Origin of the sequence: Sulfuriferula multivorans, from assembly GCF_003851125.1 — a bacterium.
GTDB lineage: Bacteria > Pseudomonadota > Gammaproteobacteria > Burkholderiales > Sulfuriferulaceae > Sulfuriferula > Sulfuriferula multivorans.
In genome coordinates this window covers 18860-33598 of the sequence record NZ_BGOW01000016.1, presented here as the reverse complement: position 1 = coordinate 33598, position 14739 = coordinate 18860, and the positions used below count along the sequence as shown (strand labels likewise).

Here is a 14739-nt window from a genome sequence, read left to right as displayed (position 1 = left end):
ACTGCTCCCTTACTGCTTGATAGATTAATGACCGACTATTTATCACCCACTTGCAGAATCGCCAGAAAAGCTTCCTGCGGGATTTCCACATTACCCACCTGTTTCATGCGTTTCTTGCCTGCCTTCTGTTTTTCCAGCAGCTTGCGCTTGCGGCTGATATCGCCCCCGTAACACTTGGCCAGCACATTCTTGCGCAACGCCTTGACGTTTTCCCGCGCGATGATCTGCGCACCGATGGCGGCTTGAATGGCGACGTCGAACATCTGGCGCGGGATGAGTTCTCGCATTTTTGACGCCAGCTCGCGACCTTTGTACTGGCTGGTGGCACGGTGCACGATCAGCGACAGCGCATCGACTTTCTCACTATTTACCAGAATATCGAGCTTGACCAGATCGGCTGCGCGGAATTCCTTGAAATCGTAATCGAGTGAGGCATAACCGCGCGTGGCTGACTTGAGCCGGTCGAAAAAGTCCATCACCACTTCGTTCATCGGCATGTCGTAATTGAGCATGACCTGCCGCCCCATGTACTGCATGTTGGTCTGTGCGCCGCGTTTCTGCGTGCACAGCGTCATCACATTGCCCAGATATTCCTCCGGTACCAGGATGGTGGCGGTAATGATCGGCTCGCGGATTTCCTCGATACTGGACAGGTCCGGCAACTTGGACGGGTTCTCGATGTGGATCGTGCTGCCGTCTTTCATCACTACCTGATAGATCACCGTGGGCGCGGTGGTGATCAGGTCCATGTCGTATTCGCGTTCCAGCCGTTCCTGCACGATTTCCATGTGCAGCAGGCCGAGAAAGCCGCAGCGGAAGCCAAAACCCAGCGCCTGTGACACTTCCGGCTCGTATTGCAGCGAAGCATCATTGAGCTTGAGCTTTTCCAGCGCGTCGCGTAGCGAGTCGTAATCGTGCGATTCCACCGGATACAGTCCGGCGAACACCTGCGGCTTGATTTCCTTGAAACCGGGCAAAGGCTCTGCGGCAGGCCGGGCATCCAGCGTCACCGTATCACCCACCTTGGCAGCCTTGAGCTCCTTGATACCGGCGATGATAAAACCCACTTCCCCGGCGGATAATTGGGTGCGTTGCCGCGCCTTGGGGGTAAATACGCCCACCTGTTCGGTGAGATGCACCGAGTTGGTGGCCATCAGGCGGATTTTTTCCTTGGGGCGCAGCACGCCATCCACCACCCGCACCAGCATCACCACGCCGACATAATTATCGAACCATGAGTCGATGATCAGCGCTTTCAGCGGCGCTTCCGGATCGCCTTGCGGCGGCGGGATTTTCGCAATCACCGCTTCAAGTATGTCTTCCACTCCCAGCCCGGTCTTGGCCGAGGCGCGCACCGCGTCGTGGGCGTCGATGCCGATAATGTCCTCAATTTCCTGAATCACCCGATCAGGCTCGGCGGCAGGCAGGTCAATCTTGTTCAGCACCGGCACCACTTCCACACCCAGCTCGGTCGCGGTATAGCAGTTGGCCACGGTCTGTGCCTCCACGCCCTGGGAGGCGTCCACCACCAGCAGCGCGCCCTCGCAGGCGGACAGCGAACGGCTCACTTCGTAGGAAAAATCGACATGGCCGGGCGTATCAATCAAATGCAGCTGATACAACTGGCCGTCACGCGCCTTGTATTCCAGCGCGGCAGTCTGAGCCTTGATGGTAATGCCGCGTTCGCGCTCCAGATCCATGGAGTCGAGCACCTGTGCTTCCATCTCGCGTTCGGACAAACCGCCGCAGAGCTGAATGATACGGTCAGCCAGGGTGGACTTGCCGTGATCAATATGGGCAATAATGGAAAAATTACGGATGTTTTTCATCAACACAATCAATAAAAAAGGCACACTGCGTGTGCCCGGAATGCTCAACAGCCGTGAATTTTAACGGATTTTCCCCAAACAATCAGCAAGTGCGGCTTCGTCCAGAAAATAATGGCAGATTTCCACGCCGTCCGGCCCGCAAAGCACCGGAATCAGCGTGCCATAACGGGCTTCCAGGGCTGGATCGAGGTCAATATCCACTTCCTGCACACTAAAACCAGAACGCGCCTGATGTGGTGCCAATGCCGCCAGAAGGTCGTCACACAGATGGCAGTAGCGCCGCAGATAGACCGTCAATACGGCCTGGCTCATGGCATACGCAATGGTATGTACACCGTATCCGGACCGCGCTTGACCAACAGGGCCACACGCTTGCTGGCTGCCGCCTCTGCCAGCAGCTTGTCGAATTGGGCAACGTTTTTCACCGGCACATTGCTCACCGCCAGAATCACATCTCCTGGCTGGATACCGGCACTCGCTGCGGCGCCCTGGGATTCTTCAACCCGAACGCCGTGGCTAACTCCCAGAGTGTGCCGTTGGGCTTCGCCGATATCGGCGAGCACCAAGCCGACCTTATTGGGTATGCTGGTTGTTTTCGCCGGTTTGCCTGAGGCCGTTTTTTTATCGGGAAGCGCCCCCACGATGACGCTGATGTTTTTGGGCGCGCGATTGCGCCACACTTCCATCTCAGCCTTGCTGCCTGGCTTGGTGGCAGCTACCAGACGCGGCAAATCAAACGAGCGATTAATGGTTTTCCCATCAAACTTGAGGATCACATCGCCCACCTGCACCCCGGCCTTCTCCGCCGGGCTGCCTTTTTCCACCCCGGATATCAGTGCTCCGGCGGGCTTGGGCAAACCAAACGCTTCGGCATTGCCGGCATTGACCTCCTGAATCACCACTCCCAAACGCCCGCGACTGACTTTGCCCTGAGTCTTGAGTTGGTCGGCGACCTGCATGGCCACATCAATGGGGATGGCAAATGACAAACCCATGTAACCGCCCGAACGCGACAGAATCTGCGAATTGATTCCGATCACTTCGCCCTTCATGTTGAACAGTGGCCCACCGGAGTTACCCGGGTTCACCGCCGCATCGGTCTGAATGAAGGGCACATAATTGTCGCTCGGCAGCGCACGGCCGGTAGCGCTGACGATCCCTGCCGTGACCGAATTTTCAAACCCGAAAGGCGAGCCGATTGCGATTACCCACTCTCCCACCTTGATCTGATCCGGCTTGCCAATCACCACCTGTGGCAGGTTGGTGGCGTTGATCTTGATGAGCGCGACGTCGCTGCTATCGTCCGAACCGATAACCTTGGCACGGAACTCGCGCCGATCGGTGAGTTTGACCGTCACCTCGTCCGCACCGTCCACCACGTGGGCATTGGTCAGAATATAACCGTCGGGACTGATGATAAAACCCGAGCCGCTGCTGCGCACCGGCACTTCACTCGGCGCTTGATTCTGTGGCGGCGGCATGGCGCCATCCGGCACAGAACCCGGCGGCATGAAACGGCGGAAAAATTCAAGCATGTCCTGTTCGGACATCGCCTGTCCCTGGCTGCCGGATTTGACCAGCTGAGTGCTGGTAATGTTTACCACGGTGGGGCCGTATTTCTCCACCAGCCCGGTGAAATCAGGTAAATCGCGCGCCCATGCAAAGGTCGTCAACATTAACCATAATGCCCATACCCAAACCGCTTTTTTCATGATCCAAGTTCCTTTAATACGAACAAGTTGTCATTTACCGCACGTAAGATTACTGGCTGAAAACGGGCATCGCGTGCGGCCCTACGACTAAACCACAACAGCCAGATAGTGCCCAGTACAAAACCGGTTCCGGCGCCGGCTATCGACCAGGCATCGCTATTTGCCAGCGGTGCGAAATGACTGGCCAGCATGGCGCCCATAAAAACAAGTAGCAGCGGCACCAAATACACCGCGCCGGATCCACGCAACACCGCGCCGTCAGCCACACCGATCACCACGGCATCACCCACCTTGCTGCCACGCGGGTCGAGTACCCGGTAACGCTTGCTGCGCAGGGTAAATACCTGACCAATGCGGTCCGCACCGCAACCGCCGCCCTTGGTACCGCAGGCGGAACAACCCGATGGCTCCATTGGCTCGACCAATGCCGCCCCTGATTCAACCTCCAGCACCCTGGCCTGGGTTTCGATCATTTGGTCTCGCCTTGCTTGACCAGGCTATCGGCCATCTGTATCACCGTTTCAGAGGGCACTTCGCCCAATGCAGTAACCTGGTATTTACCCACCGGACGTGCGTAGACATTCAGCAGACTGCGGGTGGACAAGCCGCGCACGGATTGACCAGATTGGCATAGGGCTCGATAAACAGCGATACCGTAGCCAGACCATCCGAATAAACCAGTTGCACCACCGGGGTTTTCTTGCCGGGCAACATGCGCCGCGCTTCCATCACTTTGGCAAACCCGGCAGGTAACTGTTTAACGCGCCAGTCAGTCAATCCATAGGTATCTTCACTTGCCACCTGCACGGTTTTCTTGTCGTCAAACCCGGAACTGAAAGCTTCGCGTGGCGCGCCGCCGATGCTCACCTGGGTAAACGCGAATTGTCCGGTGGGCTTGCTGTCGGCATCCAGCGGCTGCGCTTTCATCAACAGCCCGGTGGCAGCATCCGCCCACAATATATAGCCATACCGGTATTCATCCTTGGGGACCAGCATGACGCCCACGCAGTCGTGTCCGGCAACCTTGGCATGACCCAATGGCTTCAAGGTGTATTGTTCTGCCAACGCAGAGGCTGGTACCGGCAACAGTGCTGGAAAAAACTTGTGGCGATGGCGTTTTTCCACCTTGACTCGATCGCCGTCCGGTATGTAGCAGACCACTTCGTCGTTGACGCTCACATAGGCATGGGGCGGCCCCGACAGCACATCGATTTTGGACATTTCGACGCCATTGTCGACGCGATGCGATACTTTGGAAACTTCGACTGTGGAACCGTGTTGATACACGAAGGTTCCGGTGTAATTGAGTTTCTCGGCGGCAGCTGCCACCTGATTCAGCCATGCAACCAGATCACCCGGATAGGCGCTCCCTGCCGCATTGGCCAGCGGCATCGCCGCCAGCCACAACCAAATCAACCACCATCTCATCGTGCGGGATCCGCCGGGACTTCAAACGAAGCGTTGGCAAGCATTGCTCCGGGTGAAAAATCACGGTGCGCCGCTACATAATCATTCATGTCATCCTGCGTATTGGAAGAAGACTGACCAGGACTGATTGCCGCCAATTGATTGCCGCTAAAAGGCTGGGTACCGTTTTGCATCAGATTGACAGCTCCCCATGCCACCAGCATCACCGCCGCCAGCGAGGCTGCACCAGGTATGCCAAAGCGCGTCATCAGCGAACGTCGTGGCGCCAGCACAGTGGGTTCCTCTGCCAGCAACAGGTTGATCCGCGTTGCCAGATCGGATTTTAGCGCAGGGGTATTGCGCAGGCAGTCACCGATGATGTGGTAGCTCTGCCAGCGTGCGCGCCAGTCTGCGCCCTGGCTCAGGGTTTCCAGAATACGCACGGTTTCCTGATGATCCAGCTCACCGTCGACAAGCGCAGACAGCGTGGTGTCTTCAGTAAGCGGCTTGCTTTGATGAGTAGTTAGTGCAGAATTTTGCATAGTGTTACTCCTTACCATCTTGTATCTTTGCTGGTGCCCAAAATCGGGCGTAGGCGCGTTGCAATTGCCTCACGCGCGCGGAAAATTCTGGATCGTACCGTACCAATCGGGCAACCCATGATCTCGGCGATCTCTTCGTAGCTCATCCCTTCCATCTCGCGCAGCGAAATCGCAGTGCGCAAATCCTCTGGCAAATCCGCCATTGCTGCATTCACAACTTGGGCAACCTCTTTGGAGAGAAGTTCGTTCTCTGGCGTATTGAGATCACGCAAGCCATCTGCATCTTCAAAACCCTCCGCTTCTTCGGCATCGAACTCGGTGGAGGTGGGCGCACGCCGTCCGCGCGATACCAGGTAGTTTTTAGCCGTGTTGATACCGATTCGGTATAGCCACGTGTAAAAAGCCGATTCCCCGCGAAATGACGGCAAGGCGCGATAGGCCTTGATAAACGCCTCCTGCGAGATGTCCTCCACCTCGGCTGCATCGCGCACAAAGCGCGACAATAACCGAGCCAGACGCCGCTCGTATTTAATCACCAGCAAATCGAAAGCCCGCTTGTCACCGCGCTGCACCCGCTCCACCAGCAGTTGATCGACATCGCGATCACTCATCGTGAGTCTTCATCCCTGATTCCTGTTGTAGTGCCGTAGTATACCTGCGGCCAAGGCAATGCTGCACCGGCATGCCTCTTGCGCGAGAGAGACAGTCCTATCCATAACGAAGTTCCGTTGCGGCTTCCGAAAATGGGTATTCAGCCGCATAACGCTCTGCTATCCTTGCCGCACCCTAATTTCCGGCAGGTTAATACAGGTCAATATGGAGCGCACCGACGTACTTATCATCGGCAGTGGTCTGGCTGCACTGACCACCGCACTGCATCTGGCACAGCAGCGCCGGGTTACCCTGTTGACCAAAAAAACACTGCAGGATTCGGCCAGCGTCTGGGCACAGGGCGGCATTGCCGCAGTGCTCGCCGATAATGACTCGATCGAGGCGCATATCCGTGACACGCTGGTGGCGGGGGCGGGTCTCTGCAATGAACGCGCCGTGCGTTTCGTGGTGGAGAACGGCCAGGCCGCGGTACAGTGGCTGGTGGAAATGGGCGTGCCGTTTACCGCCGATGCAGCCAGTTCGACCGGATTTCATCTCACCCGCGAGGGGGGCCACAGCACGCGCCGCATTATCCACGCCGCCGATGCCACCGGCCGGGCGGTCCAAAAAACCCTGTGTACCCAGATCCGCGACAATCCCAACATCACCCTGCTCGAACACCACATCGCCATCGACTTGATCACCGGTGACAAACTCGGGCGTGACGACCGCACCTGCCATGGAGTGTATGCACTGGATAATGTCAGCGGCCAGGTCAAGACCTTCGCCGCCAGCCATACCGTGCTGGCCACCGGCGGCGCGGGCAAGGTTTACCTGTACACCACCAACCCCGATGTCGCCACCGGCGACGGCATTGCCATGGGCTGGCGCGCCGGATGCCGGGTGGCGAACATGGAGTTCATCCAGTTCCACCCCACCTGCCTGTATCACCCGCATGCCAAATCCTTCCTGATTACCGAAGCGGTACGCGGCGAGGGCGGGCTGCTCAAATTGCCCGACGGTGCACGCTTCATGGCCGCGCATGACCCGCGTGCCGAGCTGGCGCCGCGCGACATCGTGGCGCGCGCGATTGACTTCGAGATGAAAAAACGCGGCCTCGACAGCGTCTATCTGGACATTTCGCACAAGCCGGCAGAGTTCATCCTCGAGCATTTCCCTACCATTTACGAGCGCTGCCGCGCGCTGGGCATCGACATCACGCGCGAGCCAATCCCGGTGGTGCCCGCTGCGCACTATACTTGTGGTGGCGTGGTCACCGATCTGGCGGCGCGCACCGATCTCACCGGGCTGTATGCAGTCGGCGAGGTCGCCTGCACCGGGTTGCATGGCGCCAATCGGCTGGCCAGCAACTCATTGCTCGAGTGCCTGGTATTTGGCCGTGCCGCTGCTGAAGATATTCTGGCGAGCGCCGGCGCGCCGCCAGCAAACATTCCGGAATGGGACGCGAGCCGCGTCACCGACGCCGACGAAGAAATCGTGCTCTCCCATAACTGGGACGAGCTGCGCCGTTTCATGTGGGATTACGTCGGCATCGTGCGCACCAATAAACGCCTGGCACGCGCCGCCAGCCGAATCCGGCTGCTGAATGAAGAAATCAACGAGTATTACCGCAACTTCCGCGTCAGCAACGACCTGATCGAATTGCGCAACCTGGTGCTCACCGCCGATCTGATCGTGCGCTCTGCCCAGTTGCGGCGCGAATCGCGCGGATTGCACTTTAGCCGCGACTACCCGGACATGCTGCCGGTCACCGGCAACACCGTGCTCAATCCGCGACCGGGCCGGGTGTGTCCGGGGGCGTGCGACCTCCCCACTTTAGACTGACGCGCAGGCGACGGAAATCGTTGCCTGCCAGGCTATCCGGCAGCAGCGTCAATGCCACCGTTTTGCCATCCTCCAGCCGCAAACGCAATACCGTCAGCGCGGGGGTCACAAAGGCATCCAGCAAACGAGCTGTCTGCCAGGTGTCATCGCGCCGCAGGCGAAACGTGCCGTCGGCATCCAGTTCCAGCCCGGTAAAACGCCTGCGCGAATGCTGCATCAAGTTGTAAGCGAGACTTGCCAGCAGCACCAGACTGCCTGATACACGCATCCACCCTTCCGGAAACGCCCACCATACAGCCCAGACTGCAACACCATGCATGACGATCAGCATGCCCATCAAGCGGCGCGATAAATACACATTGATGCGTAAAGGCGGCAAGTTCATGGCGATGATTGTAGAATAAGCGCATTCGGATTCCCATTTCATTCCACACCATGACCCAGAACATCCTTGATACCCTGCAAACCGGCGCAGTATTCGCCGACCTCGCACCGCTGGGGTTGATTGCCTTCAGCGGCGAGGACACCGCCACCTACCTGCAAGGCCAGCTCACAAACGATGTGCGCAAGCTTGCCACTGGCGCAGCGCAGTACAGCGGTTTTTGCTCGCCCAAGGGTCGGCTGCTGGCCAGTTTTCTGCTCTGGAGCCAGGACGGCGCGACTTACATGCAGCTCGCCGGCGACTTGCAGGAGGCCATCCAGAAGCGCCTGTCCATGTTCATCCTGCGCTCCAAAGTCAAAGCCCGCGATGCGCGCGCCGAGATAGTCCGCATCGGCGTAGCGGGCAAGCATGCCACCCAACTGATCGAAGCGATACTGGGTGTGTTACCGCCCACTGATATGGGCGTGGTGCACACTCCGGCGGGCAGCGTGATCCGCCTGGCTGCCGAGCGCTACCAGATCATCACCACACCCGAATCCGCCGCCGCGCTCAATGAGACCTTGGGCCGCGACGCCAGCCAGATCGATTATCCAATCTGGCAGTGGCTGGAAATCCGCGCCGGCATTCCCACCATCCTGCCCGCCACGCAGGAGCAGTTCGTCCCGCAGATGGTCAACTTCGACCTCACCAACAGCGTCAATTTTCAAAAAGGTTGCTATACCGGCCAGGAAATCGTCGCCCGCACCCAATACCTGGGCAAGCTCAAGCGCCGCATGTACCTGGTGCACGGCGACAGCCCCGCCGCGCCCGGCGACGAACTCTACAGCGCCGACATGGAAGGCCAGGCCAGCGGCATGATCGTCAACGCCCAACCCGCCCCCAACGGCGGCTGGGACGCACTGGCGGTAATCCAGATCAGCAGCGCCGACGCCCATCCCATCCACCTCAAGTCGCTCGATGGCGCGCTCTTGGCGATCGAACCCCTGCCCTACCCATTGGCGTGAACCACTATTACATTTACTACCGGGTGAAAGACGACGACGCCGAAACCGAAACCCGGATACGCGCCATGCAGGCGCGCTTGGCTTGTCGCAGCAATATCAGCGGACGCCTGCTGAAACGCCGCGACGATTCATCCACCTGGATGGAAATCTACGAAAATGTGGCGGATAGTAACAACTTTGAGCACCAACTCGCCCGTGCCGTGTCCGAGTTCGATGTGGACATGTTTTTAACCGGCGATGGACGGCGCGTGATCGAGTGCTTTGTCGGAGATGTTGCGGCATCATCCATACCACCCTGCAAGACAAGCTAAGACGCATTTTTTCAACCACTGACAGACAGGAAATCAAATTGGCCAAACCCAACTATCAATACGAGAAACGTCAAAAAGAGCTCGCCAAGAAAAAGAAGAAAGAAGACAAGCTGAAGGAAAAAGCGCAGAAAAATGAAGAACCGGCGGCAGACGACACAGCGGATACGCCCGCTGATAGCGGCTCGGAAAATACCAAATAAGTACTGCGTAATCATCAGTCGCAACGCCGACACGCACACCGTCTTGCTGACTGATGGCGACTTTGTATCCGGTGGATTGCACCGCCTGAGCCATGTTCGACCCGGTAAACTGTTCACTGCCAATGCCTTACTCTTCGCCACCAAGGCAGGTGTGATCATGGTGGACAAGCTGGATGAAACACAGAATGACGTCGTTGCACTTCAGCCTTGAATCGCCTATCCAATTTTTTGGTTTTTCGTCAAATATTATGGCTTGAAACTGTTTGATGGCTGGTCAATTTTCCGATTTCTATCTAAGCCTCGATGCCGACCCGATGAAGCGGGGCAAGCAGTTCGAGCACTTCGTCAAATGGTTCCTCAGGGCCGATCCAGAATGGGCCACCCAGGTTGACCAGGTGTGGCTGTGGGAGGAGTGGCCGGAGCGCTGGGGCGCGGACTGTGGCGTTGATCTGGTGTTCCGCCACAAGAATGGCGAGTACTGGGCGGTGCAAGCCAAGTGCTATTCGCCCGACTATCACATCACCAAACACGATGTGGACAAATTCCTTAGTGAATCCAATCGCAAAGGTATCCATCACCGTCTGCTGATTGCCACGACAGACTTTATTGGCGGCAACGCAAAGCAAGTCTGCGAAGCGCAAGAAAAACCCGTTATTCGGTTTCTCCTGTCTGACTTTGAACGTGCCGCGCTGGACTATCCCGCCAACTTTGCCGCACTCCCGCAAGCCAAACGCAAAGCCCGTCCCACGCCCCGCGACCACCAGAACGAAGCCAGAATCGCTGTTATGCAAGGGCTGCAAACCGCCGACCGTGGCCAGCTCATCATGGCCTGTGGCACGGGCAAGACTTACGTCACGCTGTGGATCAAAGAAGCGCTAAACGCACAACGCACCCTTGTGCTGGTTCCGTCCTTGGGATTATTGTCCCAGCTTCTGCGCGAATGGACATTTGCCGCCGCCACCCCGTTTGAAGTGCTATGCGTCTGCTCGGATCAAACCGTCGGCACCAAGGGCAACGACGAAGCCATCCACAGCGTTGCCGACCTCGCCTTCCCCGTCACCTCGGATGCCGACGAAGTAAAACGATTCCTCAGCGGCGCAGGCAATCGGGTGGTTTTCTCCACCTACCAATCCTCCTCCGTCATCGCCGCCGCGCAAGCCGACGCAACCATCCCCGCATTCGATCTGGCCGTTGCCGACGAAGCCCACCGTTGCGCGGGCAAGGTCGGCAGCGACTTCACCGCCATTCTCGACAACGCGCAGATACGCAGCACCAAGCGGCTATTCGCCACTGCCACCCCGCGCACCTACTCCAGCACCGTCCATAAAGCCGCCGAAGATCGCGGCGTTGAAGTCGTCGGCATGGACAACGCCACCCTGTTTGGCGAGGTGCTGTATGCGCTGCCGTTTGGCAAAGCCATCGAACGCAAACTGCTCACCGATTACCGCGTCGTCATCATCGGCGTGGACGACCCCACCATCGCGCAGTGGATCGCCAACCGCGAACTCGTTACTACCGGCACCGGCATCGAGACCGACAGCGAATCGCTCGCCGCCCAGATCGGCCTGCTCAAAGCCATCAAGGACTACGACCTCAAGCGCATCATCAGCTTCCACAGCCGCGTCAACCGCGCAGAGGCGTTCACCACCGACATACAAAATACGATGGCATGGATCAGCGACGAACATCGCCCCAGCGGAACCCTGCGCACCGATTTCGTCTCCGGCAACATGCCCGCCAACAAACGCAAGATCAAACTCGACCAACTCAAAGCCCTGAGCGCAGACGAACGCGGCGTACTGAGCAATGCGCGCTGCCTGTCCGAAGGCGTGGACGTGCCCTCCCTCGATGGCGTGGCGTTCATCGACCCGCGCAGCAGCCAGGTGGACATCATCCAGGCCGTGGGTCGCGCCATTCGCCTGAGCCCAGACAAGAAGATCGGCACCATCGTATTGCCGGTGTTTATCGCTACCGGGGAAAATGCTGAAGACACGATAGAGGCCAGCCATTTCAAACCTATCTGGGATGTGCTGAATGCGTTGAAAGCGCACGACGATGTGCTGGCTTGCGAACTGGATCAGGTCAGAACTGAACTAGGCAGGAAACCCGGCACAGGCATCAGTGCCAACGGCCTGCGCAAAATCACTATTGATCTGCCTGCCACGGTAGGTGCGAATTTCAGTAGCGCACTGCGCACCTATCTGGTTGAGCAAGTCACAGCGTCTTGGAGCTTCTGGTTTGGGTTGTTAGAGGCGTTTGTGGAGCGGGAGAGGCATGCAAAGGTTCGTAGCAATTACAAAACGGCAGATGGATATCGTCTAGGTGGGTGGGTTTCCAATCAACGCTCGTTGTTATCTACAGGGATGCTGGATCAATCACGAAAGGCAAGGCTGGACGAGATCGGATTTGTTTGGGACGCGTTTGATGACGGCTGGGAAAAAAGATTCTCCGAGTTAACCGAATACAAGAATAAGCTTGGCGATTGCAGAGTCCCATTCGGATGGGTGGAAAACATAGAGCTGTCTTTGTGGGTAGGGACGCAGCGTCAAGACAAGAAGAAAGGTCGCATTGATTCTGAACGAACTTCAAGGCTTAGCGAAATTGGATTTGACTGGAATCCAAATCAATCTGATTGGGAAAAGAACTTTTCTGCACTAGCCGAGCTTTTCGGGCAAGAGAATCATCTGAACGTCCCTGAGAAATATCCTAAGCGACCGCAGCTTCGCCGTTGGGTCAACAAACTCAGAGAAGACTACAAAAAAGGAAAGGTGCCTGGGGATCAGGTTGCAATGCTGAACACTCTTGGGTTTGTCTGGGTACCTTTGGAGGAATCCTGGAATATCCGCTATGCAGAACTTGTCGAGTTCAAAAATAGATACGGGCACTGCGATGTCAGAGAACGGGATAACCTGAAACTGGCGCAATGGTTGACGGAACTACGAAAAAAATGGAAGCGAAGGGGATTGCCTCCGGAACGGCTCGCTGAGTTGGATGTGCTTGGATTTGTCTGGCACACCCGTGAAGACGACTGGGACGAGATGCTCACCATGCTGACTGAATACAAATTGCAACATGGCGATTGCAATGTACCTGTGACGCATGAGAACCAAAAATTTGCTCGGTGGATCACTACTCAGCGAAAGGCCAAGAAAAGCGGACAAATCACAGATGACCGTATTGCGCGGTTGGATGCAATCGGATTTGCCTGGATTCCTTTTGATGACAGGTGGGAAAGCTCGTTTAGAGCACTTGAGGAGTACAAGAACAAATACGGTAGTTGCGATGTCCCTCAGAAGTGGAAGGAGAATCCATCGCTTGGCAAATGGGTCAGTGATCAACGCAAGAAGTGGAGGGATAAGACGTTGACCGCAGAGCGCGTGAAACGTTTAGAGAGTTTAGGGATTACTTGGCAGCCAAAGAATTAGTAGCCCGCGTAGCTCGCACGACGGATTAGACGCAGTCGTAATCCGCCGTATGAAAACGCAATTAACGGGGTCGTACTCGATATTACCCCGCATATTGAAGCATCATGGATCATTGTGAACCGCCCGACTGGAAGATGGTCTGCTACTTGTAGACTGACGAACTAGTCATTCACCTCTTTGTAGAAATCATAGGTATCCTGAATGAGTACCCTCTTTTCCCCATTCAAGCTGCGCAATCTGGAATTTAAAAACCGGATTTTCGTCTCGCCCATGTGTCAGTATTCGGCCACTGATGGCCTTGCCAACAACTGGCATCTGGTGCATCTGGGTTCGCGTGCGGTGGGTGGCGCGGGACTGGTGATGGTCGAGGCGACTGCGGTCACGCCGGAAGGCCGGATTTCTCCTGGAGACATGGGGCTGTGGTCGGAGCAACATACGCGGGCGCTGGCTCCCATCGCCCAATTCATCAAGGAACACGGCGCGGTGCCGGCGATCCAGCTTGCCCACGCCGGGCGCAAGGCGTCTACCGACGTGCCATGGCGCGGTGGCAGCGCATTGACTGCAGATACCGGCGCATGGCCGGTGGTGGCCCCCAGCGCTGTGGCGTTTTCACCTGCCTCGCCCACGCCTGTCGAGTTGAGTCCGGCACAACTCGATGTCATTTGCGCGCAGTTTGTGGAGGCCGCCAGGCGCAGTCTGGAGGCCGGCTTCGAAGTCGTCGAGTTGCATTTTGCGCACGGCTATTTGCTGCACGAATTTCTGTCTCCGCTCAGCAACCAGCGTAACGATGAGTACGGCGGTTCGCTGGAAAATCGCGCCCGCTTTCCACTCCAAGTAGCCCGTGCGGTACGCGCGGCATGGCCGCAACATTTACCTCTCTTTGTGCGCATCTCGGCCACCGACTGGGTAGAAGGCGGCTGGGATCTGGCGCAGTCCGTTCAGCTCGCACAGTGGCTCAAAGCGACCGGCATTGATCTGATCGACTGCTCCAGCGGTGGTCTGGTACCTGATGCCAAAATCCCCGTCGCTTTCGGTTTTCAAACGCCGTTGGCTACCGCAATCCGCAATCAGGCCGACATTGCCGTCGGCGCCGTGGGAATGATTACTGCGCCTGCTCAGGCGGAACAGATCGTCGCCACGGGGCTTGCGGATGTGGTCCTGCTCGCGCGCGAGCTGTTGCGCGACCCCTACTGGCCGCTGCATGCAGCCGCAGCCCTGCGGGTCAAGCTGGACTGGCCGGTACAATACCAGCGCGCCTAACCGGCCGATACAACATCTCAATCATGCGCGTTTTCACACACCGGGTTCACACACGTGGCTGTTCAGCGCGCTCTGTTCACGGCCGACTCGCTCCAAATACACCGGGCTACTAGCTCTCAGCCGAATTTGCCCCGCGCGCAATAGCTGCTGTATGCTGCCAACGAAGCATGCGACATGCCTTATCAATCGCAGCAAAAAAACAAACGCGGTGGCATCGGCAATCCAGGGGAA

Annotated in this window: 16 protein-coding genes; 7 read left to right on the top strand and 9 right to left on the bottom strand. The window is 57.4% G+C overall.

Features of this window, described 5'->3' with window-relative positions; all coding sequences use genetic code 11:
* Positions 1 to 35: 35 nt before the first annotated feature.
* Genes lepA through rpoE form a run of 8 tightly spaced genes read right to left on the bottom strand, consistent with a single transcriptional unit; the run spans position 36 to position 6101 of the window.
* Positions 36 to 1832, bottom strand: coding sequence for a translation elongation factor 4 (gene lepA / locus EI185_RS09585; RefSeq protein WP_223247771.1), 1797 nt, complete (start codon positions 1830 to 1832; stop codon positions 36 to 38).
* A 57-nt stretch (positions 1833 to 1889) separates the two neighbouring features.
* On the bottom strand, positions 1890 to 2141 hold the full coding sequence (locus EI185_RS09580) for a glutaredoxin family protein (protein WP_124704928.1): 252 nt from the start codon (positions 2139 to 2141) through the stop codon (positions 1890 to 1892).
* Complete coding sequence (locus EI185_RS09575) at positions 2138 to 3541, bottom strand: DegQ family serine endoprotease (RefSeq protein ID WP_189836361.1); 1404 nt, start codon at positions 3539 to 3541, stop codon at positions 2138 to 2140. The genes EI185_RS09580 and EI185_RS09575 overlap by 4 nt, the downstream gene beginning before the upstream one ends.
* Positions 3538 to 4014 carry a SoxR reducing system RseC family protein gene (locus EI185_RS09570; protein ID WP_124704926.1) on the bottom strand — a complete coding sequence of 159 codons (477 nt, stop codon included), beginning with the start codon at positions 4012 to 4014 and terminating at the stop codon, positions 3538 to 3540. The genes EI185_RS09575 and EI185_RS09570 overlap by 4 nt, the downstream gene beginning before the upstream one ends.
* Positions 4011 to 4145, bottom strand: a complete 135-nt coding sequence (locus EI185_RS18355) for a hypothetical protein (protein ID WP_262982386.1) — start codon at positions 4143 to 4145, stop codon at positions 4011 to 4013. The genes EI185_RS09570 and EI185_RS18355 overlap by 4 nt, the downstream gene beginning before the upstream one ends.
* On the bottom strand, positions 4124 to 4957 hold the full coding sequence (locus EI185_RS09565; RefSeq protein ID WP_223247768.1) for a MucB/RseB C-terminal domain-containing protein: 834 nt from the start codon (positions 4955 to 4957) through the stop codon (positions 4124 to 4126). The genes EI185_RS18355 and EI185_RS09565 overlap by 22 nt, the downstream gene beginning before the upstream one ends.
* Positions 4958 to 4965: 8 nt before the next feature.
* Positions 4966 to 5490, bottom strand: a complete 525-nt coding sequence (locus EI185_RS09560) for a sigma-E factor negative regulatory protein (RefSeq protein ID WP_189836360.1) — start codon at positions 5488 to 5490, stop codon at positions 4966 to 4968.
* Between the two features lie 11 nt (positions 5491 to 5501).
* Entirely contained in the window at positions 5502 to 6101 is a 600-nt protein-coding gene (rpoE, locus tag EI185_RS09555) for an RNA polymerase sigma factor RpoE (RefSeq protein WP_124704923.1), read from the bottom strand.
* Between the two features lie 205 nt (positions 6102 to 6306).
* Here rpoE and nadB point away from each other — a divergent pair, with 205 nt between their 5' ends.
* Positions 6307 to 7926, top strand: a complete 1620-nt coding sequence (gene nadB / locus EI185_RS09550) for an L-aspartate oxidase (protein WP_124704922.1) — start codon at positions 6307 to 6309, stop codon at positions 7924 to 7926.
* Here the strand turns inward: nadB and EI185_RS09545 are convergent.
* Positions 7868 to 8353, bottom strand: a complete 486-nt coding sequence (locus EI185_RS09545) for a protein YgfX (RefSeq protein ID WP_124704921.1) — start codon at positions 8351 to 8353, stop codon at positions 7868 to 7870. The genes nadB and EI185_RS09545 overlap by 59 nt on opposite strands.
* Positions 8354 to 8361: 8 nt before the next feature.
* On the opposite strand from EI185_RS09545, the gene ygfZ reads away from it, so the two are divergent.
* The 6 genes from ygfZ (at position 8362) to EI185_RS09525 (ending at position 14508) form a co-directional block, all read left to right on the top strand.
* Complete coding sequence (gene ygfZ / locus EI185_RS09540) at positions 8362 to 9312, top strand: CAF17-like 4Fe-4S cluster assembly/insertion protein YgfZ (RefSeq protein WP_124704920.1); 951 nt, start codon at positions 8362 to 8364, stop codon at positions 9310 to 9312.
* On the top strand, positions 9309 to 9623 hold the full coding sequence (locus EI185_RS18035) for a DUF4936 family protein (protein WP_189836359.1): 315 nt from the start codon (positions 9309 to 9311) through the stop codon (positions 9621 to 9623). Before ygfZ ends, EI185_RS18035 begins: the two co-directional genes overlap by 4 nt.
* A 38-nt stretch (positions 9624 to 9661) precedes the next feature.
* Positions 9662 to 9823: a hypothetical protein gene (locus tag EI185_RS18030; protein WP_189836358.1), complete on the top strand. Its 162-nt coding sequence runs from the start codon at positions 9662 to 9664 to the stop codon at positions 9821 to 9823.
* 43 nt (positions 9824 to 9866) lie between these two features.
* Positions 9867 to 10034 (top strand): hypothetical protein, encoded by a 168-nt coding sequence (locus EI185_RS18025; RefSeq protein ID WP_189836357.1) that lies wholly within the window; start codon positions 9867 to 9869, stop codon positions 10032 to 10034.
* Positions 10035 to 10089: 55 nt separating this feature from the next.
* Entirely contained in the window at positions 10090 to 13248 is a 3159-nt protein-coding gene (locus tag EI185_RS09530) for a DEAD/DEAH box helicase (protein ID WP_124704918.1), read from the top strand.
* Between the two features lie 201 nt (positions 13249 to 13449).
* Complete coding sequence (locus EI185_RS09525; RefSeq protein WP_124704917.1) at positions 13450 to 14508, top strand: NADH:flavin oxidoreductase/NADH oxidase; 1059 nt, start codon at positions 13450 to 13452, stop codon at positions 14506 to 14508.
* Positions 14509 to 14739: the final 231 nt, after the last annotated feature.

What these genes read in the sequence shown, in the direction of transcription:
- nadB (WP_124704922.1), top strand. Translation starts at nt 6,307, where the DNA reads ATGGAGCGCACCGACGTACTTATCATCGGCAGTGGTCTGGCTGCACTG.
- EI185_RS09525 (WP_124704917.1), top strand. Translation starts at nt 13,450, where the DNA reads ATGAGTACCCTCTTTTCCCCATTCAAGCTGCGCAATCTGGAATTTAAA.
- EI185_RS09545 (WP_124704921.1), bottom strand. Translation starts at nt 8,353, where the DNA reads ATGAAATGGGAATCCGAATGCGCTTATTCTACAATCATCGCCATGAAC.
- ygfZ (WP_124704920.1), top strand. Translation starts at nt 8,362, where the DNA reads ATGACCCAGAACATCCTTGATACCCTGCAAACCGGCGCAGTATTCGCC.
- EI185_RS09570 (WP_124704926.1), bottom strand. Translation starts at nt 4,014, where the DNA reads ATGATCGAAACCCAGGCCAGGGTGCTGGAGGTTGAATCAGGGGCGGCA.
- EI185_RS09560 (WP_189836360.1), bottom strand. Translation starts at nt 5,490, where the DNA reads ATGCAAAATTCTGCACTAACTACTCATCAAAGCAAGCCGCTTACTGAA.
- EI185_RS09575 (WP_189836361.1), bottom strand. Translation starts at nt 3,541, where the DNA reads ATGAAAAAAGCGGTTTGGGTATGGGCATTATGGTTAATGTTGACGACC.
- EI185_RS09580 (WP_124704928.1), bottom strand. Translation starts at nt 2,141, where the DNA reads ATGAGCCAGGCCGTATTGACGGTCTATCTGCGGCGCTACTGCCATCTG.
- rpoE (WP_124704923.1), bottom strand. Translation starts at nt 6,101, where the DNA reads ATGAGTGATCGCGATGTCGATCAACTGCTGGTGGAGCGGGTGCAGCGC.
- EI185_RS09530 (WP_124704918.1), top strand. Translation starts at nt 10,090, where the DNA reads ATGGCTGGTCAATTTTCCGATTTCTATCTAAGCCTCGATGCCGACCCG.